The sequence below is a fragment of the Bacteroides togonis genome (assembly GCF_900130135.1).
Lineage (GTDB): Bacteria > Bacteroidota > Bacteroidia > Bacteroidales > Bacteroidaceae > Bacteroides > Bacteroides pullorum.
The window spans coordinates 85,287-108,349 of record NZ_LT670820.1 but is presented as its reverse complement, the minus strand read 5'-3'; the positions used below and the strand labels follow the sequence as shown (position 1 = coordinate 108,349).

The 23,063-nt window shown below is 46.7% G+C and carries 28 protein-coding genes; 4 read left to right on the top strand and 24 right to left on the bottom strand.

What is annotated here, in order from left to right; genetic code table 11:
• The first annotated feature begins 243 nt into the window (after window positions 1-243).
• Both BQ8005_RS00565 and nrdG read left to right on the top strand, forming a co-directional pair.
• Window positions 244-2,451: an anaerobic ribonucleoside triphosphate reductase gene (locus BQ8005_RS00565; protein ID WP_075316724.1), complete on the top strand. Its 2,208-nt coding sequence runs from the start codon at window positions 244-246 to the stop codon at window positions 2,449-2,451.
• A gap of 11 nt (window positions 2,452-2,462) precedes the next feature.
• Complete coding sequence (nrdG, locus tag BQ8005_RS00560; protein WP_021847321.1) at window positions 2,463-2,969, top strand: anaerobic ribonucleoside-triphosphate reductase activating protein; 507 nt, start codon at window positions 2,463-2,465, stop codon at window positions 2,967-2,969.
• 3 nt (window positions 2,970-2,972) lie between these two features.
• On the opposite strand, the gene BQ8005_RS00555 is transcribed toward nrdG, so the two are convergent.
• The 6 genes from BQ8005_RS00555 to BQ8005_RS00530 form a co-directional block, all read right to left on the bottom strand.
• Complete coding sequence (locus BQ8005_RS00555; protein ID WP_075316723.1) at window positions 2,973-4,115, bottom strand: dTDP-glucose 4,6-dehydratase; 1,143 nt, start codon at window positions 4,113-4,115, stop codon at window positions 2,973-2,975.
• 135 nt (window positions 4,116-4,250) lie between these two features.
• Window positions 4,251-4,805 (bottom strand): dTDP-4-dehydrorhamnose 3,5-epimerase, encoded by a 555-nt coding sequence (gene rfbC / locus BQ8005_RS00550; RefSeq protein WP_075316722.1) that lies wholly within the window; start codon window positions 4,803-4,805, stop codon window positions 4,251-4,253.
• A 57-nt stretch (window positions 4,806-4,862) separates the two neighbouring features.
• Window positions 4,863-5,765, bottom strand: coding sequence for a glucose-1-phosphate thymidylyltransferase RfbA (rfbA, locus tag BQ8005_RS00545; protein WP_075316721.1), 903 nt, complete (start codon window positions 5,763-5,765; stop codon window positions 4,863-4,865).
• 400 nt (window positions 5,766-6,165) lie between these two features.
• Window positions 6,166-6,480, bottom strand: a complete 315-nt coding sequence (locus BQ8005_RS00540; RefSeq protein WP_021847326.1) for a nucleotidyltransferase domain-containing protein — start codon at window positions 6,478-6,480, stop codon at window positions 6,166-6,168.
• A gap of 319 nt (window positions 6,481-6,799) precedes the next feature.
• On the bottom strand, window positions 6,800-7,570 hold the full coding sequence (locus BQ8005_RS00535) for a hypothetical protein (RefSeq protein WP_159436186.1): 771 nt from the start codon (window positions 7,568-7,570) through the stop codon (window positions 6,800-6,802).
• Window positions 7,545-8,897: an AAA family ATPase gene (locus BQ8005_RS00530; protein ID WP_075316719.1), complete on the bottom strand. Its 1,353-nt coding sequence runs from the start codon at window positions 8,895-8,897 to the stop codon at window positions 7,545-7,547. Before BQ8005_RS00530 ends, BQ8005_RS00535 begins: the two co-directional genes overlap by 26 nt.
• A gap of 353 nt (window positions 8,898-9,250) precedes the next feature.
• Between BQ8005_RS00530 and BQ8005_RS00525 the strand changes: the two genes are divergently transcribed.
• A complete protein-coding gene (locus tag BQ8005_RS00525) occupies window positions 9,251-10,372 on the top strand; it encodes a BACON domain-containing protein (RefSeq protein WP_159436185.1) in 1,122 nt (373 codons plus the stop codon).
• Between the two features lie 105 nt (window positions 10,373-10,477).
• Here the strand turns inward: BQ8005_RS00525 and BQ8005_RS00520 are convergent, their stop codons facing one another.
• The 11 genes from BQ8005_RS00520 to BQ8005_RS00470 form a co-directional block, all read right to left on the bottom strand.
• On the bottom strand, window positions 10,478-10,861 hold the full coding sequence (locus tag BQ8005_RS00520; RefSeq protein ID WP_075316717.1) for a HepT-like ribonuclease domain-containing protein: 384 nt from the start codon (window positions 10,859-10,861) through the stop codon (window positions 10,478-10,480).
• A complete protein-coding gene (locus BQ8005_RS00515) occupies window positions 10,854-11,147 on the bottom strand; it encodes a nucleotidyltransferase family protein (protein ID WP_075318812.1) in 294 nt (97 codons plus the stop codon). Before BQ8005_RS00515 ends, BQ8005_RS00520 begins: the two co-directional genes overlap by 8 nt.
• Window positions 11,148-11,389: 242 nt before the next feature.
• Window positions 11,390-11,593 carry a hypothetical protein gene (locus BQ8005_RS00510; RefSeq protein ID WP_159436181.1) on the bottom strand — a complete coding sequence of 68 codons (204 nt, stop codon included), beginning with the start codon at window positions 11,591-11,593 and terminating at the stop codon, window positions 11,390-11,392.
• A gap of 146 nt (window positions 11,594-11,739) precedes the next feature.
• Window positions 11,740-12,084: a hypothetical protein gene (locus BQ8005_RS00505; protein ID WP_075316716.1), complete on the bottom strand. Its 345-nt coding sequence runs from the start codon at window positions 12,082-12,084 to the stop codon at window positions 11,740-11,742.
• Window positions 12,071-12,346, bottom strand: coding sequence for a hypothetical protein (locus BQ8005_RS00500; RefSeq protein ID WP_159436184.1), 276 nt, complete (start codon window positions 12,344-12,346; stop codon window positions 12,071-12,073). The genes BQ8005_RS00505 and BQ8005_RS00500 overlap by 14 nt, the downstream gene beginning before the upstream one ends.
• Before the next feature lie 184 nt (window positions 12,347-12,530).
• Window positions 12,531-12,740 carry a hypothetical protein gene (locus tag BQ8005_RS00495; RefSeq protein ID WP_075316714.1) on the bottom strand — a complete coding sequence of 70 codons (210 nt, stop codon included), beginning with the start codon at window positions 12,738-12,740 and terminating at the stop codon, window positions 12,531-12,533.
• A gap of 63 nt (window positions 12,741-12,803) precedes the next feature.
• Window positions 12,804-13,946 carry a dTDP-glucose 4,6-dehydratase gene (locus BQ8005_RS00490; RefSeq protein ID WP_075316713.1) on the bottom strand — a complete coding sequence of 381 codons (1,143 nt, stop codon included), beginning with the start codon at window positions 13,944-13,946 and terminating at the stop codon, window positions 12,804-12,806.
• A gap of 135 nt (window positions 13,947-14,081) precedes the next feature.
• Window positions 14,082-14,636 carry a dTDP-4-dehydrorhamnose 3,5-epimerase gene (gene rfbC / locus BQ8005_RS00485; protein WP_075316712.1) on the bottom strand — a complete coding sequence of 185 codons (555 nt, stop codon included), beginning with the start codon at window positions 14,634-14,636 and terminating at the stop codon, window positions 14,082-14,084.
• 57 nt (window positions 14,637-14,693) lie between these two features.
• Window positions 14,694-15,596 carry a glucose-1-phosphate thymidylyltransferase RfbA gene (rfbA, locus tag BQ8005_RS00480; protein ID WP_075316711.1) on the bottom strand — a complete coding sequence of 301 codons (903 nt, stop codon included), beginning with the start codon at window positions 15,594-15,596 and terminating at the stop codon, window positions 14,694-14,696.
• A gap of 140 nt (window positions 15,597-15,736) precedes the next feature.
• Entirely contained in the window at window positions 15,737-16,132 is a 396-nt protein-coding gene (locus BQ8005_RS00475) for a HEPN domain-containing protein (RefSeq protein WP_075316710.1), read from the bottom strand.
• A complete protein-coding gene (locus BQ8005_RS00470; RefSeq protein WP_075316709.1) occupies window positions 16,126-16,446 on the bottom strand; it encodes a nucleotidyltransferase domain-containing protein in 321 nt (106 codons plus the stop codon). The genes BQ8005_RS00475 and BQ8005_RS00470 overlap by 7 nt, the downstream gene beginning before the upstream one ends.
• Before the next feature lie 202 nt (window positions 16,447-16,648).
• Here BQ8005_RS00470 and BQ8005_RS00465 point away from each other — a divergent pair, with 202 nt between their 5' ends.
• Window positions 16,649-17,770 carry a BACON domain-containing protein gene (locus BQ8005_RS00465; protein ID WP_159436183.1) on the top strand — a complete coding sequence of 374 codons (1,122 nt, stop codon included), beginning with the start codon at window positions 16,649-16,651 and terminating at the stop codon, window positions 17,768-17,770.
• Window positions 17,771-17,897: 127 nt separating this feature from the next.
• On the opposite strand, the gene BQ8005_RS00460 is transcribed toward BQ8005_RS00465, so the two are convergent.
• The 7 genes from BQ8005_RS00460 to BQ8005_RS00430 all read right to left on the bottom strand — a co-directional run bounded on the left by BQ8005_RS00460 (window position 17,898) and on the right by BQ8005_RS00430 (window position 23,059).
• Entirely contained in the window at window positions 17,898-18,215 is a 318-nt protein-coding gene (locus tag BQ8005_RS00460) for a type II toxin-antitoxin system RelE/ParE family toxin (protein WP_159436182.1), read from the bottom strand.
• Window positions 18,205-18,408: a hypothetical protein gene (locus BQ8005_RS00455; RefSeq protein WP_159436181.1), complete on the bottom strand. Its 204-nt coding sequence runs from the start codon at window positions 18,406-18,408 to the stop codon at window positions 18,205-18,207. Before BQ8005_RS00455 ends, BQ8005_RS00460 begins: the two co-directional genes overlap by 11 nt.
• A 170-nt stretch (window positions 18,409-18,578) precedes the next feature.
• On the bottom strand, window positions 18,579-18,809 hold the full coding sequence (locus tag BQ8005_RS00450) for a hypothetical protein (RefSeq protein ID WP_394334106.1): 231 nt from the start codon (window positions 18,807-18,809) through the stop codon (window positions 18,579-18,581).
• Window positions 18,799-20,034, bottom strand: coding sequence for a protoporphyrinogen/coproporphyrinogen oxidase (locus BQ8005_RS00445; protein ID WP_075316705.1), 1,236 nt, complete (start codon window positions 20,032-20,034; stop codon window positions 18,799-18,801). Before BQ8005_RS00445 ends, BQ8005_RS00450 begins: the two co-directional genes overlap by 11 nt.
• A gap of 2 nt (window positions 20,035-20,036) precedes the next feature.
• On the bottom strand, window positions 20,037-20,792 hold the full coding sequence (locus BQ8005_RS00440; RefSeq protein ID WP_075316704.1) for a glycosyltransferase family 2 protein: 756 nt from the start codon (window positions 20,790-20,792) through the stop codon (window positions 20,037-20,039).
• A gap of 145 nt (window positions 20,793-20,937) precedes the next feature.
• Complete coding sequence (locus BQ8005_RS00435) at window positions 20,938-21,945, bottom strand: glycosyltransferase (protein ID WP_075316703.1); 1,008 nt, start codon at window positions 21,943-21,945, stop codon at window positions 20,938-20,940.
• Window positions 21,938-23,059: a glycosyltransferase gene (locus BQ8005_RS00430; protein ID WP_234983978.1), complete on the bottom strand. Its 1,122-nt coding sequence runs from the start codon at window positions 23,057-23,059 to the stop codon at window positions 21,938-21,940. The genes BQ8005_RS00435 and BQ8005_RS00430 overlap by 8 nt, the downstream gene beginning before the upstream one ends.
• Between the last annotated feature and the right edge of the window lie 4 nt (window positions 23,060-23,063).

The following is a 23,063-nucleotide window of genomic DNA, read 5'->3' as shown; positions in this document are numbered from 1 at the left end:
AGAGAGCCTAGAAAGCTCCCGTAACCTGCGGGAGCTTTTTTTATTGCATACATGCAAACACAAATAGAAACCACATAAAATACAGAGTTTTCCAAAACAAGATAAACATGTATTGTAAATCAGACGATTAACAATTTTTGTATCACAAAAAGTTTCCCAAAACTGGAAACTATCAGATAAGATTGATACCTTTGCATCACCTAAAAAAAACAATAATCCACATCAAACAAGATTCTAAACCGTATGATACAGACAGTTATCAAGCGTGACGGCCGCATTGTCGGCTTCAACGAAGAGAAGATTGCCACTGCCATCCGAAAAGCCATGTTGCACACCGATAAAGGCGAAGACATGCAGCTCATCCACCAGATCACCGATCACATTTCTTTCCGCGGTGCAGCACAGATGACCGTAGAAGCCATCCAGGACATGGTAGAACTGGAGCTGATGAAGAGCAGTCGCAAAGATGTGGCACAAAAATACATTGCTTATCGCAACCAGCGCAGCATTGCCCGCAAAGCCAAGACGCGCGACATGTTCCTGGAGATCATCAACATCAAGTCCAACGACGTCACCCGCGAGAACGCCAACATGAATGCCGACACCCCCGCCGGCATGATGATGAAGTTTGCCAGCGAAACCACCAAACCGTTCGTAGACGACTACCTGCTGGACGAAGAGATCCTGAATGCCGTGAAGGGCAACTACCTGCACATCCACGATAAGGACTACTACCCCACCAAGAGCCTGACGTGCGTACAACACCCGCTGGACCGCATCCTGACTCACGGTTTCTCGGCCGGACACGGCGAATCGCGCCCGGCCAAGCGTATCGAGACAGCCAGCATCCTGGGCTGTATCTCGCTGGAGACCGCCCAGAACGAAATGCACGGCGGACAGGCCATCCCGGCATTCGACTTCTACCTGGCCCCCTACGTCCGCCACAGCTTCATCGAAGAAGTACAGACCCTCGAACGCCTGAACGGTGCCGACTATTCCCACCTCTACCAGACAGAGCTGGACGACTACCTGTCCCGTCCGCTCGACGGACTCCAGGGAGACGAACGCCTGGTACAGCACGCCGTCAACCAGACCGTAGCCCGTGTCCATCAGGCTATGGAGGCCTTCATCCATAACATGAACACCATCCACTCACGCGGTGGAAACCAAGTCGTGTTCAGCTCCATCAACTACGGTACAGACACCTCGGCCGAAGGCCGCTGCATCATCCGCGAACTGTTGAACAGCACCTACCGCGGTGTGGGCAATGGCGAAACTGCCATCTTCCCCATCCAGATCTGGAAAAAGAAACGGGGCGTCAGCTATCTGCCGGACGATCGCAACTACGACCTCTACCAACTGGCCTGCAAGGTAACAGCCCGTCGCTTCTTCCCCAACTTCCTCAACCTGGATGCCACCTTCAACCAGAGCAAGGAATGGAAGGCCGACGACCCGAAGCGATATCTGCACGAAGTAGCCACCATGGGATGCCGCACCCGCGTCTTCGAAAACCGTTTCGGTCCTCAGACATCTGTCGGACGAGGAAACCTGTCTTTCTCCACCATCAACATCGTCCGCCTGGCTATCGAGTGCATGAACATTGCCAAGCCCGAGGAACGCATTGCCCGCTTCTTCGCCAAGCTCGACGCCATGCTCGACATCACCGCACGCCAGTTGCACGAACGTATGGAATTCCAGAAGACCGCCTTCGCCAAGCAGTTCCCTCTGCTCATGTCGTCCTTGTGGTTGGGATGCGACCAGTTGCGCCCCGACGACACCATCGCCCCCGTCATCAACCAGGGCACGCTGGGCATCGGTTTCATCGGCCTGGCTGAATGCCTGGTGGCACTGACAGGCAAGCACCACGGCGAGTCGGCCGAAGCGCAGGAACTTGGTCTGAAGATCATCACCTACATGCGCGACCGCGCCAACGAATTTTCGGAGAAATACCAGCACAACTACAGTATCCTGGCCACACCTGCCGAAGGTCTTTCCGGCAAGTTCACCCGTGCCGACCGTCAGCAGTTCGGCGTCCTGGCTGGCATCACCGATCGCGAGTACTACACCAACTCCAATCACGTCCCCGTCTACTACAAATGCAGTGCCCGTCATAAAGCAGAAGTCGAGGCGCCCTACCACGACCTGACCCGTGGCGGCCACATCTTCTACGTAGAAATAGACGGCGACGCCACCCACAATCCCGAAGCCATCATGCGCGTGGTCGATATGATGGACCGCTACAACATAGGCTACGGCTCTGTCAACCACAACCGCAACCGCTGTATGGACTGCGGCTACGAGAACTCCGACGACCACCTGGACGCCTGCCCGAAATGTGGCAGCACGCGCATCGACCGTCTTCAGCGCATCACCGGCTACCTCGTAGGTACCACCGACCGCTGGAACAAGGCCAAGCTGGCCGAACTGAACGATCGTGTCATTCACCAATAAACCCGTTCGCCATGCTCTCCATACTCGACATTCTCGAAGACACTACTGCCGACGGCCCCGGTTTCCGCACTTCCATCTATGCGGCCGGGTGCCCCAACGCATGCCCCGGCTGCCACAACCCCGAGTCGTGGGACATTCGCCATGGCCGTCGCATGTCTACTGAAGAAATTCTGGAAAAAGTGCTCGACGATCCCTTTGCCGACGTCACCTTCAGCGGAGGCGACCCCATGTTCCAACCGGAGGGCTTCGCCGAGCTGGCCCGCGCCATCAAGGAAAAAAGCGACAAGAACATCTGGTGCTACACCGGATATACCTTCGAAAAGCTACTCGAAGACCCTCGCCAGAGCCTTCTGCTGCAGTATATCGACGTGCTGGTCGACGGACGCTTCCGTCAGGACCTGCGCGACGAGAGTCTCTGTTTCCGGGGCAGCAGCAACCAGCGGCTCATCGACGTACCGGCTTCCCTGAAAGCGCGAAAAGCCGTGGCCTACCACTACGCCCCCTATCACACCGTATAATCTTTATTTTCCGTACATCGTTTCGTAGTATTTCTGGTAATCCCCGCTCGTCACGTTGTCCATCCATTCCTGATTATCCAGATACCAACGCACCGTCTTCTCGATACCTTCCTCAAACTGCAGGCTAGGCTCCCAACCCAGCTCCTGCTGAAGCTTCGTCGAGTCGATGGCGTAGCGCATGTCGTGGCCCAGACGGTCCGTCACGTACGTGATCAGATCCATATCCTCACCTTCCTTGCGGCCCAGCAGACGGTCCACCGTGTTGATCACCACCTTGATGATGTCGATGTTCTTCCACTCGTTGAAGCCGCCGATGTTGTAGGTTTCGGCAATCTTTCCGTTGTGGAAGATGACGTCAATAGCCCGTGCGTGGTCCTCTACATACAGCCAGTCGCGTACATTCTCACCCTTACCATACACCGGCAACGGTTTGCGGTGACGGATGTTGTTGATGAACAGCGGTATCAGCTTCTCCGGGAATTGGTACGGGCCGTAGTTGTTCGAACAGTTTGTCACGATGGTCGGCATTCCGTACGTGTCGTGGTACGCACGCACAAAGTGGTCGCTCGATGCCTTGCTGGCACTGTACGGACTATGCGGATTATACTTCGTCGTCTCATAGAAGAAGTCCTTACCATAGGCCAAGTGATGCTTGCCCGACGATGCTTTCGTCGTGAACGGAGGCTCGATGCCTTCGGGATGCGTCATCTCCAGCGCCCCATACACCTCGTCCGTCGAGATATGGTAGAACCGTTTGCCCTCATACTTCTCCGGCAGGCTTTCCCAATACAGCTTCGCAGCCTGCAGCAGGCTCAGCGTACCCATCACGTTTGTCCGTGCGAAGGTGAAGGGATCCTTGATCGAACGGTCCACATGGCTCTCCGCTGCCAGGTGGATGATGCCGTCCACATGTTCTTCCTGCATCAGGCGGTAGAAAGCCTCGAAATCACAGATGTCCATCTTCACAAACTTGTAGTTCGGACGGTCCTCGATGTCCTTCAGGTTCGCCAGATTACCTGCATACGTCAGCTTGTCCAAGTTGATGATGCGATACTCCGGATACTTGTTCACGAACAGGCGAACCACATGGCTGCCGATGAAACCGGCACCGCCGGTAATGACTATAGAACGTTGAAATGTTGCCATTTGAATTGAAAATTGAAAGTTGAAAATTGAAAATGAGAGTAATTGTCATCCTGAGTTTGTCGAAGGATCTCCGAGATGTTTCAACTCCACTCCGTTCCGCTCAACATGACAAACCTAATACCTCATACCTAATACTTAATACCTAAAAGGACTCTCAAAGTCCTTCAGCACCGGATGCTTCGTGTCCTTTTCACTCAGGATCGCCTTCTCCACCGGTATCCGCCAGTCGATGCCCAGGCTTTCGTCCAGGATATTGATCCCCCCGTCCGCTTCCGGATGGTAAAAGTTGTCACACTTATACTGAAACACCGCCGTCTCGCTCAGCACCGCAAACCCGTGTGCAAAGCCCTGCGGGATGAAGAACTGCCGGTGGTTCTCCTCCGTCAGCTCCACCGCCACATGTTGCCCGTACGTCGGGCTACCCTTGCGGATATCCACCGCCACGTCCAGTACCGCGCCCTTCACACAGCGCACCAGTTTGCTCTGCGCATACGGCGGACGCTGGAAGTGCAGACCGCGCATCACGCCATAGCTCGACATGCTCTCGTTGTCCTGCACAAAAGTAACCGGTTTCACCTTCTCATCAAATTCCCGTTGCGAGAACGATTCAAAGAAATACCCTCTCGCGTCCTTGAAGATACGTGGCTCGATGATCACCACGCCGTCTATACTTGTTTTGATTATTTCCACTTGTTTAATTGATAATTGAGAATTGAAAGTTGAAAATTAATTCTTCATTCTTCATTTTTAAAGGTTCGATTTTCCCGTTCGTTCCACCTCGTCTACCACCTGTAGCAGGTATTGTCCGTACTGGTTCTTCAGCATCGGCTGTGCCAGTTCCCGCATCTTTTCAGCCGTAATCCAGTCCTTGCGGAAAGCGATACCCTCCAGACACGCCACCTTCAAACCCTGCCGCTTTTCGATCACCTCGATAAACGTCGACGCCTCGCTCAACGAATCATGCGTCCCCGTGTCCAGCCAGGCAAAGCCGCGGCCCAAGGTCTGCACCTTCAGTTCCCCGTCCTCCAAGAAACGTTGGTTCACCGTCGTTATCTCCAGTTCCCCGCGAGCCGACGGTTTAATATTCTTCGCGATATTCACCACCTTGTTCGGGTAGAAGTATAAGCCCACCACGGCATAGTTCGATTTCGGATGCTGTGGCTTCTCCTCGATGGAGAGACAGTTCCCTTCGTGGTCGAATTCCGCCACGCCGTAACGTTCCGGATCGCTCACCCAGTAGCCGAACACCGTCGCCTTCTTCTCCTCTTCCGCCGTGCGCACCGCCTCTTTCAGCATCGCGCTCAGTCCGTTACCGTGGAAGATGTTGTCTCCCAGCACCAGACAGGCCGAATCGTCGCCGATAAACTGTTCACCGATGATGAACGCCTGTGCCAGTCCGTCCGGACTTGGCTGTTCCGCGTACTCAAAGTGTACGCCGTAGTCCGAACCGTCGCCCAGCAAGCGTTTGAAGCCCGGCAAGTCCTGTGGTGTCGAGATAATCAGTATCTCGCGGATACCCGCCAGCATCAGCACCGATATCGGATAATAAATCATCGGTTTGTCGAAGATAGGGAGCAGCTGTTTGCTCACGCCCTTGGTGATGGGATACAGACGCGTCCCGCTACCACCGGCCAATACAATACCCTTCATATCTAATCGTTCTTAAGGTTTTCCATTTGAGTTATTTATACAAAGTTAGGCAATCCCCCCCGACATACCCAAACCTCCGCAGACAAAAATCGGGCGAAGCCACCTCTCAGTCGCTTCGCCCGATTTTCTCATCCACACCTTCTCATTAAACATTAATCAGACTCTCCAGTTTGTCAAGTAGATGACGTACAGGATCCACCAATGGCAATACATCCTCTTCTGCAAAATCAATCCCGCACTGACCAGCAAAGCCGAAGCCATAAAAAACAAGCATAATACATCCGTTGCATGGCCAGATTCCAATGCTTCGTCACGATCATGTCTTCAGCCTCACGCAATGTCGCATGCGCCTTTTCCTTACGATAAAAGACAACTGCTTTAATATCCTCTTCACTCAAACTCATAACAACAAAACACCTTCGTCTTTCACATTATGAAAAAAAGGAGTAAAATGATATTTCATCCAATCTCTTACCGTATAGAGTACAGGACTGATGCACTCATTAAGCGACCACCCCAATTCAACCAAAGGATAAGAGACATTATCATAATCTTCCGCCTCAATTTTCTGCTTGTCCAACAGGATCAATATATCCCAATCCGAATCCGGACGGGCATCACCACGTGCCTGAGAGCCATACAGATAAGCATGGGAGCCAGATGGTAGCAATTTCTGCAAAGCATCTTTCAATTGAATCAATACATCTGTCTTCATCTTTCACCTCCTTTTATGCAAAGAAAAGAAATTCCCCGCAGAAAACCAAATCTCCACCGCCACAATCATCCTCTGTCCCCAAACAAAAATCGGGCGAAGCCGCTCTGTCGCTGCTTCGCCCGATTTCATTCTTCAGGTATCTCCTCCCCTCTCTTTCGGAGAAAGGTCAGGGATGAAGCTTCACCCGCTTCGCACTCCCCAGCTCCTCCCGTTCCGTCACCGTGAGCCATCCCTCCTACTCCAGTTCGAACAGGGCCGGATACACCCGCAGTTTCTCCGCTCCGCTGTGGGCGATGATGTCCTCCATCATTCCATAACTTCAGCTCAACCACCCAAAATCCTCCTCCAGGATTTCAGCAGCCAATTCCTCTTCATCCGAAAGACTCCGGCAACTATTCCTAAAATTCTCCCACTCCTTTTTCACGACTTCCCTGATATGGTCGCATTCCAAAGGATTCTTATACAACAATTCCCTGGCCTTTTCACACCAGAATTCCATTTGTTCAATATATTCCCAACCATCTTTCCGTTGGAAACTTCTCACAATAGCCTGCTCAGAATAAACCGGCACATATGGGAAGTCCGACAATGCTTTGATATTACGACCAAAGTCTACCACCGAACACGATTCACAGTCTCTGAAATTTCCCCCGGTTTTCTGCTGCCTGTCAAACCAGTTTTTAGCCATCGGAGCCACCTTCTCACTAAAAACAAAAAGACTCTGTCTGCTGACCGTCTTTTCTCCACCCAAAAGGCTTTTGGTATAGACTACTTTCCGTTCCATTTCTGTTTTGGAAAGATTTCCGGTACTTTCATATCCCATTCTAAACTCTACCAGTAACAGGCGCGCATCGACCGCGCGGTTGTTGTGATACGTTCCAACTCCGATAACCGCATCTACCGTATTGTCGGCCTGCGCTTTGTGCATCACCTTCTTCTCATAAGAATCCATATCCAGGCATTCTATACGAGTATCAAAATAATCACTCCCCGGATAATCTCTGTTAGAGACTCCGTTCAGCAACGCCGGACACAACCGGTAGAGCGAATGCTCCCGTACCGTCTCATTCAGATACACCAGCTGCTCCATACTCCCTGATTCGGTCTATCGCTATATTGAACGATTCAAAAATCTCCCCGATTTCATGCCCAAGTGCCTCATAGCTGAACGCATGTCTGTTTGTATCCGACTGACGGGCCACATAAAAACAAGTATGGTCCAGTATCCCCTCCTTATTGGCAATGTCATGGATGGCCGATACCATATCCGGATTATGACTGGCCACCATAATCTTCAACCCCAACACCTTGTGGAGGAGCACCAGCATGCGGGCAAACTCCACAATCCATTGCGGATGCAGATGCGCCTCCGGCTCATCAATCATCAGAAGTGTTTCCTCGTTCAGGTATCCGTTTTCCAACAGCCGTTGCAGATAAGAAAACGTCTTGAATCCGGTAGCCACCTCAGTCAGCCTGATATGAATCTGTTGGTCACTCGAAACATAATTCAAACTGGGACTTCTGAACGAAGTATCGTCCTTCTCCAGAACCGCCTGTCCGTCCAGCAACTTTTTTATCCTAAGCAACAGTTTCTTTACCTCTGTCGATTCATTACTCTTGTTTTCTTCCGTCATCATCTCCCGCAGCGCATTCCAGAAACGATTGTTCGTAAAATCCGATGTGACAGACATGGGCGTATCCACATAAATGGCATTTCTCAGATTATACAAGTTAGAAAGATGTCCGTCTATGATACCTACTCCGTCTTCTTCCAGCTGTATATTGGAAGGCCAATCCTCTCGTAGTCCAAACTGTCTGTCCAGCATTCTGAAAAAGGTAGAGACCTCCCGCTGTTCCATGTCGTTGTAGAGCGTAGTGGTAAGCCTGTCCATCCATCGACTGGCCTGTTCGGTAAAATCGGTTATCGTCTGCCGGATCGTCTTCCCTTCTGCCTTCATATTCAGATACCTCATGACACGTTCCTTCCGCACCTCCGACATTTCCTCGTCCAAGTTCTCTTCAAGCGTATCCGTCACGATGGATAAAGCCTGTAAAAACAAGTCTCTGGCCACATCAACCTGCTTTCGCGAATAAGCGCCTGTTCCTCTCAGTTGTTCCTGAATCTCATAAAGTTTTCCTCTTGCAGAGTCCTGAAAAGCTATGCCTGTTTTCCTGATCCGTTCGATATCCTTACACACAAACACCATCCGATCCACCCACGCAGTCAACTTATCCACATATTCATGCAACAGGTTGTTCTCAAATTCAGCCGTTCCTTTAATTACATAATACAGCCACCGTGACAACGTACTTTTCCCGCAGCCATTGATACCCGACAACACTGTAATACCGTCAATGACAATATCCGCATCCTGAATAGCATGATAGTCGCGCAAAATGAATCGATATGTACTCATCGTATAAAATGAAGACGCATTAATTAGTTTGTAAAGCCAAGAAAATCCTTCGCCATGACAAAGTTATAAAAATATTCTATAGCATTACAAGGTAAGATACTATTTTCTTCCGTCCCCAAACAAAAATCGGGCGAAGCCGCCTCTCAGCCACTCCGCCCGATTTATTTGTCAATCCAATGTTTCTTCACTTGAAAAGGTCACATACCAAACCTCTTTCGAAACATCAGACAAACCGTCCACTACCCCATCATAAAAATTATTTTACCAACTCGAGCCCATTTTTCCATTATTTTGTTTACTTTTGTCCTACACGTTGAAGCAGCATGATTGTTAACCCTTTATTATATCAGGCCATGAAAAAATTTGCATTACTCACACTCCTCATTCTGGCAGGCATCTTCATGCCTATCCAGGGACAGAACCTTCTGTACACATTTCATTTCGATACCGTCAACGATTCGCCGGGAAAAGGATACATCAAGATATACGATAACCGGACGATCGAATACTACGGAAGCGGCAAAGATTCCTTCCACTACAAGTTTACATTTGTGTCAGCCAACCTTTTAGCCGATACATTTTTCTCTCTATACAGCGCCTCCGACCAGAAGCAGTCAAAACAAAAGCCCCATGTCATATTCATAAGCGGAACCTACGCCCTGTATTCCGAGGTTATATCCAATGACACCATCACCCATGCGCTCAAACATTCTAATGAACATGCGAACGACAATCCATACACATCCCTACTGGATTCATACCGTAACCGTACAGGCGCCTTTATCAATTTCAGAAGCCTATCCGACCTGGAGCTTCCTTTGTCTATCGAAGGATGGATCATACCTCACACCGTCGACATCCCCGGCAATGAAAGCGAGAAGGCATATCCCGTGCGTACCAAGACCGGCAAATACGTCAACGAAACAAACTTGAAAGACTATGAAGTATGGACCGATGCCAACTGGCTTACCATACGCACCCAAACAGAAACCGCTTTCCTGCTGAAGTGGGAGTCCAATCCCACCGGAGCCACCCGCAGTGCGAATGTATATGTCAAGGCAGGCGACAAAACCACCCAAATGACAGTAAGGCAAGCCGCTCTAAAGGCATCCATCGAACAAGTATGGGTAGAACACAACAAGCGCCAGGGCCTTGTCAAAGGCATGAAGATACACGTCCGGTTCCAGACTTATGGAGTAAGAGGCCTTCCCGGCAACTGTGCGGCCTACTTCAGCTTTGCCAACGGCACCCGCCTCATGGACTACAACGGCGCCTATCGTTCGGTAGACGGGCAAGTCTGCTGCGGCGGTTCCTTTATATCCAACTACGATTCCTGTATTTTCAACGACTACGTGCTGTTCATGCCCTACAGCGAACTTCACATCACCGGAAAAGCCGATTGCAAATTCCTGGTACAAGTCACGGTAGGAGGCCAATACATCTCCAGTCAGGAAGTCTTCTTCAATGTCTATTGACGCTTTCTGTTTCCGGTCCCCTACTTTCCAAACAAAAGAATCGGGCGAAGCCGCTCTGTCGCTGCTTCGCCCGATTTTTCATACCTAATACTTGAGCTTGTATTATCACTCGTCGTCTCTCTCTACAAACGATATCATATCTTCAACCACCACAAGCATTTCCGGAAGATTCGATTTAACTACATTGTACACAATTTCCGCATCCAAATCAAAATAATGGTGAGCAATGATATCCCTGATTCCCATTGCACCTTTCCAGTCTATGCTAGGAAATTGAGGCAACAATTCTTTGTTCGTCAATTTATCCACTCCCTTTATACTCTCCCCTATAGCGATAAGTAACATACATGTACTTTCCAAACGCTCCATACCGGCAGGAGTTAAATAATAAAAGTGATAAGAATCTATCTCGGTCGAATTATCGATAATCCGCTTCAAAGTCTGTTCTATCTTTCGCAACAGATGCAAGACATGCTCTTTCTTATACATAAATTCCCTCCTCCATAATATCCCGTTTCAACAGGGCATCCATATTCTGACGGATGCGGACCACATCAACCTCACAACCGAACAACTGGCACAATTCCTCTTTAATATGCACCAGACTGAATATACTGGGCACTGTCAAGTCCACACAAACATCCACATCACTACCCTCCGTCTGCTCTCCACGAGCTACAGATCCGAAAATACCAATGCGGGATATACCATAAAGTATTCCCCGTTTCTGCTTATACTCCTTCAACAGTTGAATATATTCCTGAGTCGTCTTCATATCCATTCTTTTTCTGTTCCAGTCTTCGTATAACAAAGATATACAATTCCCCGCACAAAACCAAATCTCCACCGCCACAATCATCCTCTGTCCCCAGACAAAAATCGGGCGAAGCCACCTCTCAGTCGCTCCGCCCGATTTTCCAACATCCAATATCTGATACTTGATAGTTAATCTTTATCTTTGAATAATAGAAATACAATGTTCTCTGTTCGGCCCGAGAAGAGACAAGCAAATTATATTCACCTTCCATACTTCTTCAGAAACTCTTCCACACTTCTGCACTCCCCGCGTCTGTACTGCTCCATACCTATTCTGACGTCTTCCCACACATAGTCAGCTACCACGTCCTGAACCGTTTCCGACGGTTTACCATAAGTCGCTACAGGCTCATGCATTTCAGCCTTCAAATCTTCCAGTTTCTTATATATTTTCGATTTCTCCATATTTCTTTTTCTGCAAAAGTAAAGAAAAGAAGTCGCATAAACAACTGAAAGCAAAGCTTTTTGATTCATCCTTCTTCACTTCCAGACAAAAATCGGGCGAAGCCGCACAGTCGCTGCTTCGCCCGATTCTTCATACTCTATTCTTTTTATCTGATATATTGTCCCTCAACCCAATTATTCGTAATATGCTTTACCAAAATACGTCCTTGATTTTGCTCAAAGAAGACATACCACGTAGTCTTACGTGCACTCTTCCGCCTGAAGAAAGCATATTCTATATCCACGCCCAAATAAGCAAAATGGTAAGCCAACGAATCTGCAATCTTATAATGAGGGACATTCGGCAGTTGCGATATAAAGTCCACAATATCATCCACAATTTTTTCCGCAGCTTCATAAGTGGACAGATAACCCTCCTTCACCAGTGTTTGAGGCAGGAGTGTCAAGAAGTCCTCCGCTTCCGGTAAGATTCGAATTTCACATGTCTGCATAGATTTCCTTCAATTTCCCTTTGCAGACATCCCGAAATTGTTCAAGCGTCACCCCCCGTTCCCATTCCTGTTCAAAAGTCTCCGATACCTTCTGCCGCTCCACGAAGTTCAGTACAGACTGCACATCTTCCAACGCCTCCATCCCCATAATCCGTTTCACCAGCTTCACCTTCAGCGCATCTATAGTTCCATACCCAGCAATCGGTTCATTCACCTCTTGCTTGCATTCCTGCTGTTCATCATATTCTTGAGTCGTCTTCATATCCATTCTTTTTCTGTTCCTGTCTTCGTATAACAAAGATACACAATTCCCCGCACAAAACCAAATCTCCACAGCCACAATCACCCTCTGTCCCCAAACAAAAATCGGGCGAAGCCGCTCTATCGCTGCTTCGCCCGATTTTCTAATACCTCATACCTCACACCTAATACCTGAAACCTGATACCTAATACCTAAATCTCACCCTCTTCGCACTCCCCAGCTCCTCCCGTTCCGTCACCGTGAGCCATCCCTCCTGCTCCAGTTCGAACAGGGCCGGATACACCCGCAGTTTCTCCGCTCCGCTGTAGGCGATGATGTCCTCCACCTCCACCCCGTCGGGATGCGCCTGGATATAGTCCTTTATCTTCCGGGTATCAAGTTCCTTGTAGTTCACTATTCCTCTAATTGAAAATTGATAATTGAAAATGGAGAATTATCCCTTAATACCTGATATTTGTCACTTTCCGTACATTGTCTCATAATACTTCTGGTAATCCCCTGAAGTCACATTGTCCATCCATTCCTGGTTGTCCAGATACCAACGTACCGTCTTCTCGATACCTTCCTCAAACTGCAGGCTAGGCTCCCAACCCAGCTCCTGCTGAAGCTTCGTCGAGTCGATGGCGTAGCGCATGTCGTGGCCCAGACGGTCCGTCACGTACGTGATCAGGTCCATATCCTCACCCTCCTTGCGGCCCAGCAGGCGGTCCACCGTGTTGATCACCACCTTGATGATGTCGATATTCTTCCACTCGTTGAAGCCGCCGATGTTGTACGTTTCGGCAATCTTTCCGTTGTGGAAGATGACGTCGATGGCCCGTGCGTGGTCCTCCACATACAGCCAGTCGCGTACATTCTCACCCTTACCATATACCGGCAACGGTTTCCGGTGACGGATGTTGTTGATGAACAGAGGAATCAGCTTCTCCGGGAACTGGTACGGGCCGTAGTTGTTCGAACAGTTCGTCACGATGGTCGGCATCCCGTACGTGTCGTGGTAGGCGCGAACGAAGTGATCGCTCGATGCCTTGCTGGCACTGTACGGACTGTGCGGATTATACTTCGTCGTCTCATAGAAGAAATCCTTGCCGTAGGCCAGGTGATGCTTGCCCGACGATGCCTTCGTCGTAAACGGAGGCTCGATGCCTTCAGGATGCGTCATATCCAGTGCTCCATACACCTCGTCTGTTGAGATATGGTAGAAGCGTTTTCCCTCGTACTTCTCCGGCAGGCTTTCCCAGTACAGCTTCGCAGCCTGCAGCAGGCTCAGCGTACCCATCACGTTCGTCCGTGCAAACGTAAACGGGTCCTTGATCGAACGGTCCACGTGGCTCTCTGCTGCCAGGTGGATGATACCGTCCACCTTCTCCTCCTGCATCAGGCGGTAGAAAGCCTCGAAATCGCAGATGTCCATCTTCACGAACTTATAGTTCGGACGGTCCTCTATGTCCTTCAGGTTTGCCAGATTACCCGCATACGTCAGCTTGTCCAAGTTGATGATGCGATACTCCGGATACTTGTTCACGAACAGGCGAACCACATGGCTGCCGATGAAACCGGCACCGCCGGTAATGACTATAGTACGTTGAAATGTTGCCATTTGAATTGAAAATTGAAAGTTGAAAATTGAAAATGAGAGTAATTGTCATCCTGAGTTTGTCGAAGGATCTCCGAGATGTTTCAACTCCACTCCGTTCCGCTCAACATGACAAACCTAATACCTCATACCTAATACTTAATACCTAAAAGGACTCTCAAAGTCCTTCAGCACCGGATGCTTCGTGTCCTTCTCACTCAGGATCGCCTTCTCCGTCGGTATGCGCCAGTCGATACCCAGACTTTCGTCCAGAATACTGATCCCTCCATCCGCTTCCGGATGGTAGAAGTTGTCACACTTGTACTGGAACACCGCTGTCTCGCTCAACACCGCAAACCCGTGTGCAAAGCCCTGCGGGATGAAGAACTGCCGGTGGTTCTCCTCCGTCAGCTCCACCGCCACGTGTTGCCCGTACGTCGGGCTACCCTTGCGGATATCCACCGCCACGTCCAGCACCGCGCCCTTCACACAACGCACCAGTTTGCTCTGCGCATACGGCGGACGCTGGAAATGCAGCCCGCGCATCACGCCATAGCTCGACATGCTCTCGTTGTCCTGCACAAAAGTAATCGGTTTCACCTTCTCATCAAATTCCCGTTGCGAGAACGATTCAAAGAAATATCCTCTCGCATCCTTAAAGATACGTGGCTCGATGATCACCACGCCGTCTATACTTGTTTTGATTATTTCCACTTGTTTAATTGATAATTGAGAATTGAAAGTTGAAAATTAATTCTTCATTCTTCATTTTTAAAGGTTCGATTTCCCCGTTCGTTCCACCTCGTCTACCACCTGTAGCAGGTACTGTCCGTACTGGTTCTTCAGCATCGGCTGTGCCAGTTCCCGCATTTTTTCAGCCGTAATCCAGCCCTTGCGGAAAGCGATACCCTCCAGACACGCAACCTTCAAGCCCTGCCGCTTTTCAATCACCTCGATAAACGTCGACGCCTCGCTCAGCGAATCATGCGTCCCCGTGTCCAGCCAGGCAAAGCCACGGCCCAGGGTCTGCACCTTCAGTTCTCCGTCCTCCAAGAAACGTTGGTTCACCGTCGTTATCTCCAGTTCCCCGCGAGCCGACGGTTTTATATTCTTCGCGATGTCCACCACCTTGTTCGGGTAGAAGTACAAGCCCACCACGGCATAATTCGATTTCGGATGCTGTGGCTTCTCCTCAATGGAGAGACAGTTCCCTTCATGGTCGAATTCCGCCACGCCGTAACGTTCCGGATCGCTCACCCAGTAGCCGAACACCGTTGCCTTCTTCTCCTCTTCCGCCGTGCGCACCGCCTCTTTCAGCATCGCACTCAGTCCGTTACCGTGGAAGATATTGTCCCCCAGTACCAGACAGGCCGAATCGTCGCCGATAAACTGTTCACCGATGATGAACGCCTGCGCCAGCCCGTCCGGACTCGGTTGTTCCGCGTACTCAAAGTGTACGCCGTAGTCCGAACCGTCGCCCAGCAAGCGTTTGAAGCCCGGCAAGTCCTGTGGTGTCGAGATAATCAGTATCTCGCGGATACCCGCCAGCATCAGCACCGATATCGGATAATAAATCATCGGTTTGTCGAAGATAGGGAGCAGCTGTTTGCTCACGCCCTTGGTGATGGGATACAGACGCGTCCCGCTACCACCGGCCAATACAATACCCTTCATATCTAATCGTTCTTAAGGTTTTCCATTTGCGTTATTTATACAAAGTTAGGCAATCCCCCCGACATACCCAAACCTCCCCAAACAAAAATCGGGCGAAGCCGCCATTCCTCAGCTTCGCCCGATTCTTCATTCTATTATATTTATAACGTCATCAAACTTTCCATTTTGGCCACAAAAAGCTCCGTACTCTCCATATAAGGCATCACTTCCTCTTCCGTTATATCATACATGTCATCATAATCTCCCGATTGTCTTAATTCATATAAACGAGAGAAAAGCCTTCCATATTCTCGCTCCAAAAGTCCTTGTGTAACAAACTTTGCTCCAATCAAATGTATCACACCACTATGAGTTTTAGCAACGATACCTTTATCCAGGAGCAAAGCAGAAGCCATATGAAAAGCCGCATAATACAAACGGTTACCAGCTAAGTTCCAAAATCCCAACTGTGCCACAGCTTTGGCTTCTTTCAGACTATCATAAGCTTTCTGTTTCCTATATCCGATTAAAGCCTTCTTTTCCTCAATGCTCAGCATAACTCAATTCCCTCTTTTAAAACATCCTTATAAAGCGGAAGCATATTTCTACGTTCCCAATCACTAAAGGTATAAAGCATCGGATGAATTTCCGCATCTATCATCCAACCCAGCTCAAACAAAGGATACGCAAATTCATCAAAATCAGAAGGAGACAATTTCTGTTTGTCCAGCAGAATCAAGATATCCCAATCAGACCCCTCGTGATAGTCACCACGAGCCTGAGAGCCAAAAAGAATGACCTTAGCATTCATCGGCATTATCTCTGCCGACCTATTTTTGATAGACTGCAATATGTATTCTCTACGATCCATACATATATATTCTTTTTACAAAGATATACAAATCCCTGCAGAAAACCAAATCTCCACCGCTGCAATCTTTCTCTACCCCAACCGTCCACTACCCCATCATAAAAATTATTTTACCAACTCGAGCCCATTTCTCCATTATTTTGTTTACTTTTGTCCTACACGTTGAAGCTGCATGATTGTTAACCCTCTATTATATCAGGCCATGAAAAAATTTGCATTACTCACACTCCTCATTCTGGCAGGCATCTTCATGCCTATCCAGGGACAGAACCTTCTGTACACATTTCATTTCGATACCGTCAACGATTCGCCGGGAAAAGGATACATCAAGATATACGATAACCGGACGATCGAATACTACGGAAGCGGCAAAGATTCCTTCCACTACAAGTTTACATTTGTGTCAGCCAACCTTTTAGCCGATACATTCTTCTCTCTATACAGCGCCTCCGGCCAGGAGCAGTCAGAACAAAAGCCCCATGTCATATTCATAAGCGGAACCTACGCCCTGTATTCCGAGGTTATATCCAATGACACCATCACCCATGCACTCAAACATTCTAATGAACATGCGAACGACAATCCATACACATCCCTACTGGATTCATACCGTAACCGTACAGGCGCCTTTATCAATTTCAGAAGCCTATCCGACCTGGAGCTTCCTTTGTCTATCGAAGGATGGATCATACCTCACACCGTCGACATCCCCGGCAATGAAAGCGAGAAGGCATATCCCGTGCGTACCAAGACCGGCAAATACGTCAACGAAACAAACTTGAAAGACTATGAAGTATGGACCGATGCCAACTGGCTTACCATACGCACCCAAACAGAAACCGCTTTCCTGCTGAAATGGGAGTCCAATCCCACCGGAGCCACCCGCAGTGCGAATGTATATGTCAAGGCAGGCGACAAAACCACCCAAATGACAGTAAGGCAAGCCGCTCTAAAGGCATCCATCGAACAAGTATGGGTAGAACACAACAAGCGCCAGGGCCTTGTCAAAGGCATGAAGATACACGTCCGGTTCCAGACTTATGGAGTAAGAGGCCTTCCCGGCAACTGTGCGGCCTACTTCAGCTTTGCCAACGGCACCCGCCTCATGGACTACAACGGCGCCTATCGTTCGGTAGACGGGCAAGTCTGCTGCGGCGGTTCCTTTATATTCAACTACGATTCCTGTATTTTCAACGACTACGTGCTGTTCATGCCCTACAGCGAACTTCACATCACCGGAAAAGCCGATTGCAAATTCCTAGTACAAGTCACGGTAGGAGGCCAATACATCTCCAGTCAGGAAGTCTTCTTCAATGTCTATTGACGCTTTCTGTTTCCGGTCCCCTACTTTCCAAACAAAAAAATCGGGCGAAGCCACCTCTCAGTCGCTCCGCCCGATTTTCCAACATCCAATATCTGATACTTGATAGTTAATCTTTATCTTTGGGGCATCAGTCTGCTTGTAGTTCATTCCACACTTTATTCGGATTCATCCGTGTATCCTCTAATGAGAGAATAATAATATCACGATTTTGAACCGTATAATAAAGTTTATTTTGAGGAGTCACAACACATTGACGAATAGTTTTATCTTGCAAGGTTACAGGAAAAGAATATGGATTACGCCGAATAATAGAAATACAGTGTTGAAAATCATCCAAAAAATTCTGCTGAACCTGAAAGCCCCACTCATTCAACAAATAGTCTAAAAGAGCATCCAATCTCTGTTCAGCCCGAGAAGAGACAAGCAAATTATATTCACCTTCCATACTTCTTCAGAAACTCTTCCACACTTCTGCACTCCCCGCGTCTGTACTGCTCCATACCTATTCTGACGTCTTCCCACACATAGTCAGCTACCACGTCCTGAACCGTTTCCGACGGTTTACCATAAGTCGCTACAGGCTCATGCATTTCAGCCTTCAAATCTTCCAGTTTCTTATATATTTTCGATTTCTCCATATTTCTTTTTCTGCAAAAGTAAAGAAAAGAAGTCGCATAAACAACTGAAAGCAAAGCTTTTTGATTCATCCTTCTTCACTTCCAAACAAAAATCGGGCGAAGCCGCTCTGTCGCTGCTCCGCCCGATTTCATACTTCAGGTATCTCCTCCCCCTATCTTTCGGAGAAAGGTCAGGGGTGAAGCTTCACCCGCTTCGCACTCCCCAGCTCCTCCCGTTCCGTCACCGTGAGCCATCCCTCCTGCTCCAGTTCGAACAGGGCCGGATACACCCGCAGTTTCTCCGCTCCGCTGTGGGCGATGATGTCCTCCACCTCCACCCCGTCGGGATGCGACAGGATATAGTCCTTTATCTTCTGGGTATCAAGTTCCTTGTAGTTCACACCCCAATAATCATTGCAGATTCTCAACTAAAGATTTGGCTTCAAGTATGTTGTCTTCAATTGAACAATAGGTCCAACTACCATATCTTCCAATCGAGTATATATCTTTTTTACTTAATTCTTTTTTAAGACGTTCAACAGCATCTATACTATTCTTACTGATATGAGCATAAGCTGGCTTCATCAACACTGCTTCATAATCCAAAAGTTCCTGAGTAGTGACTACTCCCATCTTTCTTAAATCCTGCAATACTCGTTCTAAATACAATCCTTCCTTGCTTAATTCAAAATTTTCAGGGAAACCTATCTCGACATACAAAGACATACGGTCAGCCCCCATAATATTATCGTAGTATCCCAATCGATAAAATATATAATCTTTTTCAGGAACATATATCCAGCTATTCAGGCGGTCATTCCCCTTTGAATCAAAACCCAAATTAAAGACAAGCACCTTGTTGCAAGAGAATACTCCTTCAGGATAATCGATTCCGCATTTAGTTAAAAGGACTGGTAGAGGGATTGTAGAAATCAAGCGGTCATAATGTATTTCTCTTCGGTTGGTCGTAGCTATTTTTTTCTCCGTATCAATAAATATCAGTTCTTCATCAACAGAAACTTTTGTATTATCAATATTATGCAACAACGAGTTTACATACTCAATAGCTCCTGTTTTAGGATAAGTAAAATGGCTATTATAAGAAGAATTATCATGAGATTTAAAATTCAAAATAATATCCTCTTTATTGGCTTTTGGGAAAAATCTACCCATAGCATTCATGTCCAATGAGTTCAAATCGCACGCATACAATTTTTCATTATAGGGAACAAGGAATTTTTCTGCTATCGACTTACCCAGATTTGCATAGACCATTTCCTTGAAAGAAGATACTTCACCCTTATAAGGAGTAAACAAATCGTACAAACAATCCACTAATTCCTCTTTTTCCAGTTGATGGATATTTTTCTGGAAAGGAAAATCCACATATTTTCCTTTGTAATAAATCTGAGTATGCTTTTCTACCCTTAACAACAGACTCGGATCTATATTCTTACATACATATTTCTCAACATCAGGATTCTGGAAATGAAAAAAATGCCCCGAATAGTCCCAAACAAAACCATTACGTTTAATCGTCCGGCAATATCCACCAACCTCCTTTTCCTTTTCAATTATCAGAAAATTATTAGTTGTAAAGTTCGCGTAGCTAATACCGGTTACGCCCGCACCAATTATCAAGTCCATAATTATTTATATTTAAAGAATCCGTTAATTGCCCAATTAATAAAATAGTACACACTCTTAATCAAACCCAGCTTTTCAACTTTATAATATACCATAAATTGAGGCTTCATGACTTTCTTTTTATTCCCTGTAGTACTTGAAGCAAACACTCTATACGAGGCTAATACATTACGATTACCATACGCATATCCACCACGCTTCAAGATGGAAAGCCAGAAAACAAAATCATCTCGCAAACTCCCCATAGCCTCATTAAACAATACATCACCCGTCTTTTCTCTATCATACATTGCTGTCAGGCACGAGATTGAACAAGACTTCAACAGTCCAATGTAATTCACCTTATCAGGTACAATAAAAGGTTTCAGTATCTCTTTACCTTCAGCATTTATCCGTTTGTAGGAAGCAAACACGATGGACGAATTCTTCTCTTTGATAAAATTCAACTGCTCTTCTAGAAAATTTGGTTCCCAAAAATCATCGGAATCCAAGAAACAGACAAAACGCCCTTGGACATGCTTCAACCCATTGTTTCGTGCCGCAGAAGAACCGGCATTCGATTGTCTCAATAACTTTATCCTATTATCAGTCTGTGCATATTTTTCCACAATAGAAGGACCGTTATCTTTTGAACCATCATCCACTATTACCATTTCCCAATTCGGATAAGTCTGTTTCAATACAGACTGAATTGTCTCTTCAACGTATTTTTCCCCATTGTACATGGGGGGTACAATTGATATTAAATTATCTTTCATATTTTGCTCTTATTAATTCACAAATAGTAAACATCTATATTAGGCTACCTGCTACTAACTTTTTAATGAATAACTATCAATTTTAACATGTTAATAAATTCCGCATTCCAATAACTTTTCTACTGAAAATATGGATATAAAAAAATTAATGCATTCGAAAAGACAACAGATTGAATAACCGAATCAATCCGAAAAATAAAACTGGACTTTTGATACACAACAACAATACACGGTGTGCCAAAGGCAATCGCTTTCGAATAGACATCCGATCGTAATTCTTGAAAAGAGTCCTTTCCATACATACTTTTCCCGTTCGACGATACTCAGCATATTCCAACCGTTGTGCGGCTTGCAACAGATTATATAACATGCTTCGCAGGTAACGAGCTTCGTACAAGCTTTTGAACTCTTCCCATAAACCAGTATCTTCCATTGTGCTACGGGCCTTCACAAATGCTGTGTGCATGTCCACAAATAAACGCTCTTGTGATGAACGGGAAATACTTCCTTCTCGTTCTATCGCATGGTAAAATACTCGATTCACGAAAGTTACCTTGGAAGCATGGCAGGCCACTTGAATAGAAAACAACGTATCTTCATTCACAATTCCCTTTTCAAATGCCAAATGGTTCTTTTCCAGAAAGTTTCTCTCATATACTTTTGACCAAGCAGAAGTCGGAATAGTACGTAGTTCTAAAGTGTCACGCAATATCTCTTCCTTTCCTTTCAAAGCTTGTATAAGATAAGGTTTTCCATAAACACACCGTGCGTTTCGTTCTTCGTTATCAAACTCCAGACGAAAACAAACGTAGTCTGGCCTTTCTTTCTCTAAATGCATAGCCAATACTGCAAACATATCAGGCTCTACCCAGTCGTCACTGTCAATAAACGATACATATTCTCCAGTAGCTATTTTCAGCCCCGCGTTCCTCGCAGCAGACAATCCTGCATTGGCCTGAGAAACCACCGATACGCGACCATCATGTGCAGCATACTGTTCCATAATATCTAGACAACCATCTGGAGAGCCATCATTCACCAATATCAGTTCTATATTCTGATAAGTCTGTCCTAAGATACTGTCAATGCAACGTGGAAGATATTTTTCCACTTTGTAGGCAGGAACAACCACTGAAAATTTAATTTCATTCATTTGGACTAATCATTTTATATATTTTATCAACTACAGACTGAATATCAAAATCTTTTTTCTTTTCCCGTGCTTTTTCTATGTAATGTACACGTAGATTCTTATCATCCAGCATCCGACAAACAGCCTTATAAATAGACTCATCATCTTCTTCTGCCAGCAGACCGTATTCCGAATCTCTAAGAATTTCCCTTGGTCCAGTAACATTGGTAGCGACAATGGGTTTTTCCAGACACAGAGCCTCACAAATCACCAGCGGATACCCTTCTGCCATTGAAGTACTTAAGAACAAATCTGCAGACTTTATATAAGGATATGGGTTCTGCTGAAAGCCTAAAAATTTCACGATCGTTTCTACCCCCAATTCAGAAGCTGTTTTCTTCAAATCCTCTTCCAAAGGACCTATTCCCAACAACCAAAAATCCACCTCGCGCTTCTCATCTTTCAAACGCTTAGCTAACCTCAACAAACGATCATAACATTTAGCATAAGTCAAGCGCCCTACACTACAAACAGTATTTCGCGTTTTCTTAATTTCTTTATTTCCTTTCGCAAGACTGCATATTCTCTCACGATCTATCGGATTATACAAAACATGCAAAGGAAGATTTCCACCAAACATGCGGACAAAAGCCTCTTTCGCACATTCTGAAACGATGAATATATCATCCATTTTACTATATAAGAAAATTTCTTCTCCTCTTCGAAAATATCTTAAAGTATAGTGCAACTTTTCCATATCAGTATGTACCCAACTAATGTTTTTCACTGCACACCCCAACAAATATTTGTGAAACTTCAACGGAATACCTTCCATAAAAGAGAGAATTGTATCGTATCTTTCTTTTATCTTCTTCTGTACCAAAGAACGCTGAAAATAATCTAATCCCCAATAACGAGATAAAGCAAAATGTAATTTATATTTCAATCCTCTACGCTCATACAGACTAAATATTTTCACATCGTTAGGTACAGAAGTTAAATAAACACCTTCTTTCACTACTAACAGTAAATCTACCTCGTAACGAGTAAAATCTGTATGACGGAGTATATCAATCAAGACTTTTTCTGCCCCGCCTCCGGATAGATTAGTTAATATAAACAATATCTTATTCACTTTA

Coding starts and splice junctions, on each gene's coding strand:
- BQ8005_RS00565 (WP_075316724.1), top strand. CDS start 244: ATGATACAGACAGTTATCAAGCGTGACGGCCGCATTGTCGGCTTCAAC.
- nrdG (WP_021847321.1), top strand. CDS start 2,463: ATGCTCTCCATACTCGACATTCTCGAAGACACTACTGCCGACGGCCCC.
- BQ8005_RS00555 (WP_075316723.1), bottom strand. CDS start 4,115: ATGGCAACATTTCAACGTTCTATAGTCATTACCGGCGGTGCCGGTTTC.
- rfbA (WP_075316721.1), bottom strand. CDS start 5,765: ATGAAGGGTATTGTATTGGCCGGTGGTAGCGGGACGCGTCTGTATCCC.
- BQ8005_RS00540 (WP_021847326.1), bottom strand. CDS start 6,480: ATGAAGACAGATGTATTGATTCAATTGAAAGATGCTTTGCAGAAATTG.
- BQ8005_RS00535 (WP_159436186.1), bottom strand. CDS start 7,570: ATGGAGCAGCTGGTGTATCTGAATGAGACGGTACGGGAGCATTCGCTC.
- BQ8005_RS00530 (WP_075316719.1), bottom strand. CDS start 8,897: ATGAGTACATATCGATTCATTTTGCGCGACTATCATGCTATTCAGGAT.
- BQ8005_RS00525 (WP_159436185.1), top strand. CDS start 9,251: ATGAAAAAATTTGCATTACTCACACTCCTCATTCTGGCAGGCATCTTC.
- BQ8005_RS00520 (WP_075316717.1), bottom strand. CDS start 10,861: ATGTATAAGAAAGAGCATGTCTTGCATCTGTTGCGAAAGATAGAACAG.
- BQ8005_RS00515 (WP_075318812.1), bottom strand. CDS start 11,147: ATGAAGACGACTCAGGAATATATTCAACTGTTGAAGGAGTATAAGCAG.
- BQ8005_RS00510 (WP_159436181.1), bottom strand. CDS start 11,593: ATGGAGAAATCGAAAATATATAAGAAACTGGAAGATTTGAAGGCTGAA.
- BQ8005_RS00505 (WP_075316716.1), bottom strand. CDS start 12,084: ATGCAGACATGTGAAATTCGAATCTTACCGGAAGCGGAGGACTTCTTG.
- BQ8005_RS00500 (WP_159436184.1), bottom strand. CDS start 12,346: ATGAAGACGACTCAAGAATATGATGAACAGCAGGAATGCAAGCAAGAG.
- BQ8005_RS00490 (WP_075316713.1), bottom strand. CDS start 13,946: ATGGCAACATTTCAACGTACTATAGTCATTACCGGCGGTGCCGGTTTC.
- rfbA (WP_075316711.1), bottom strand. CDS start 15,596: ATGAAGGGTATTGTATTGGCCGGTGGTAGCGGGACGCGTCTGTATCCC.
- BQ8005_RS00475 (WP_075316710.1), bottom strand. CDS start 16,132: ATGCTGAGCATTGAGGAAAAGAAGGCTTTAATCGGATATAGGAAACAG.
- BQ8005_RS00470 (WP_075316709.1), bottom strand. CDS start 16,446: ATGGATCGTAGAGAATACATATTGCAGTCTATCAAAAATAGGTCGGCA.
- BQ8005_RS00465 (WP_159436183.1), top strand. CDS start 16,649: ATGAAAAAATTTGCATTACTCACACTCCTCATTCTGGCAGGCATCTTC.
- BQ8005_RS00460 (WP_159436182.1), bottom strand. CDS start 18,215: ATGGAAGGTGAATATAATTTGCTTGTCTCTTCTCGGGCTGAACAGAGA.
- BQ8005_RS00455 (WP_159436181.1), bottom strand. CDS start 18,408: ATGGAGAAATCGAAAATATATAAGAAACTGGAAGATTTGAAGGCTGAA.
- BQ8005_RS00445 (WP_075316705.1), bottom strand. CDS start 20,034: ATGGACTTGATAATTGGTGCGGGCGTAACCGGTATTAGCTACGCGAAC.
- BQ8005_RS00440 (WP_075316704.1), bottom strand. CDS start 20,792: ATGAAAGATAATTTAATATCAATTGTACCCCCCATGTACAATGGGGAA.
- BQ8005_RS00435 (WP_075316703.1), bottom strand. CDS start 21,945: ATGAATGAAATTAAATTTTCAGTGGTTGTTCCTGCCTACAAAGTGGAA.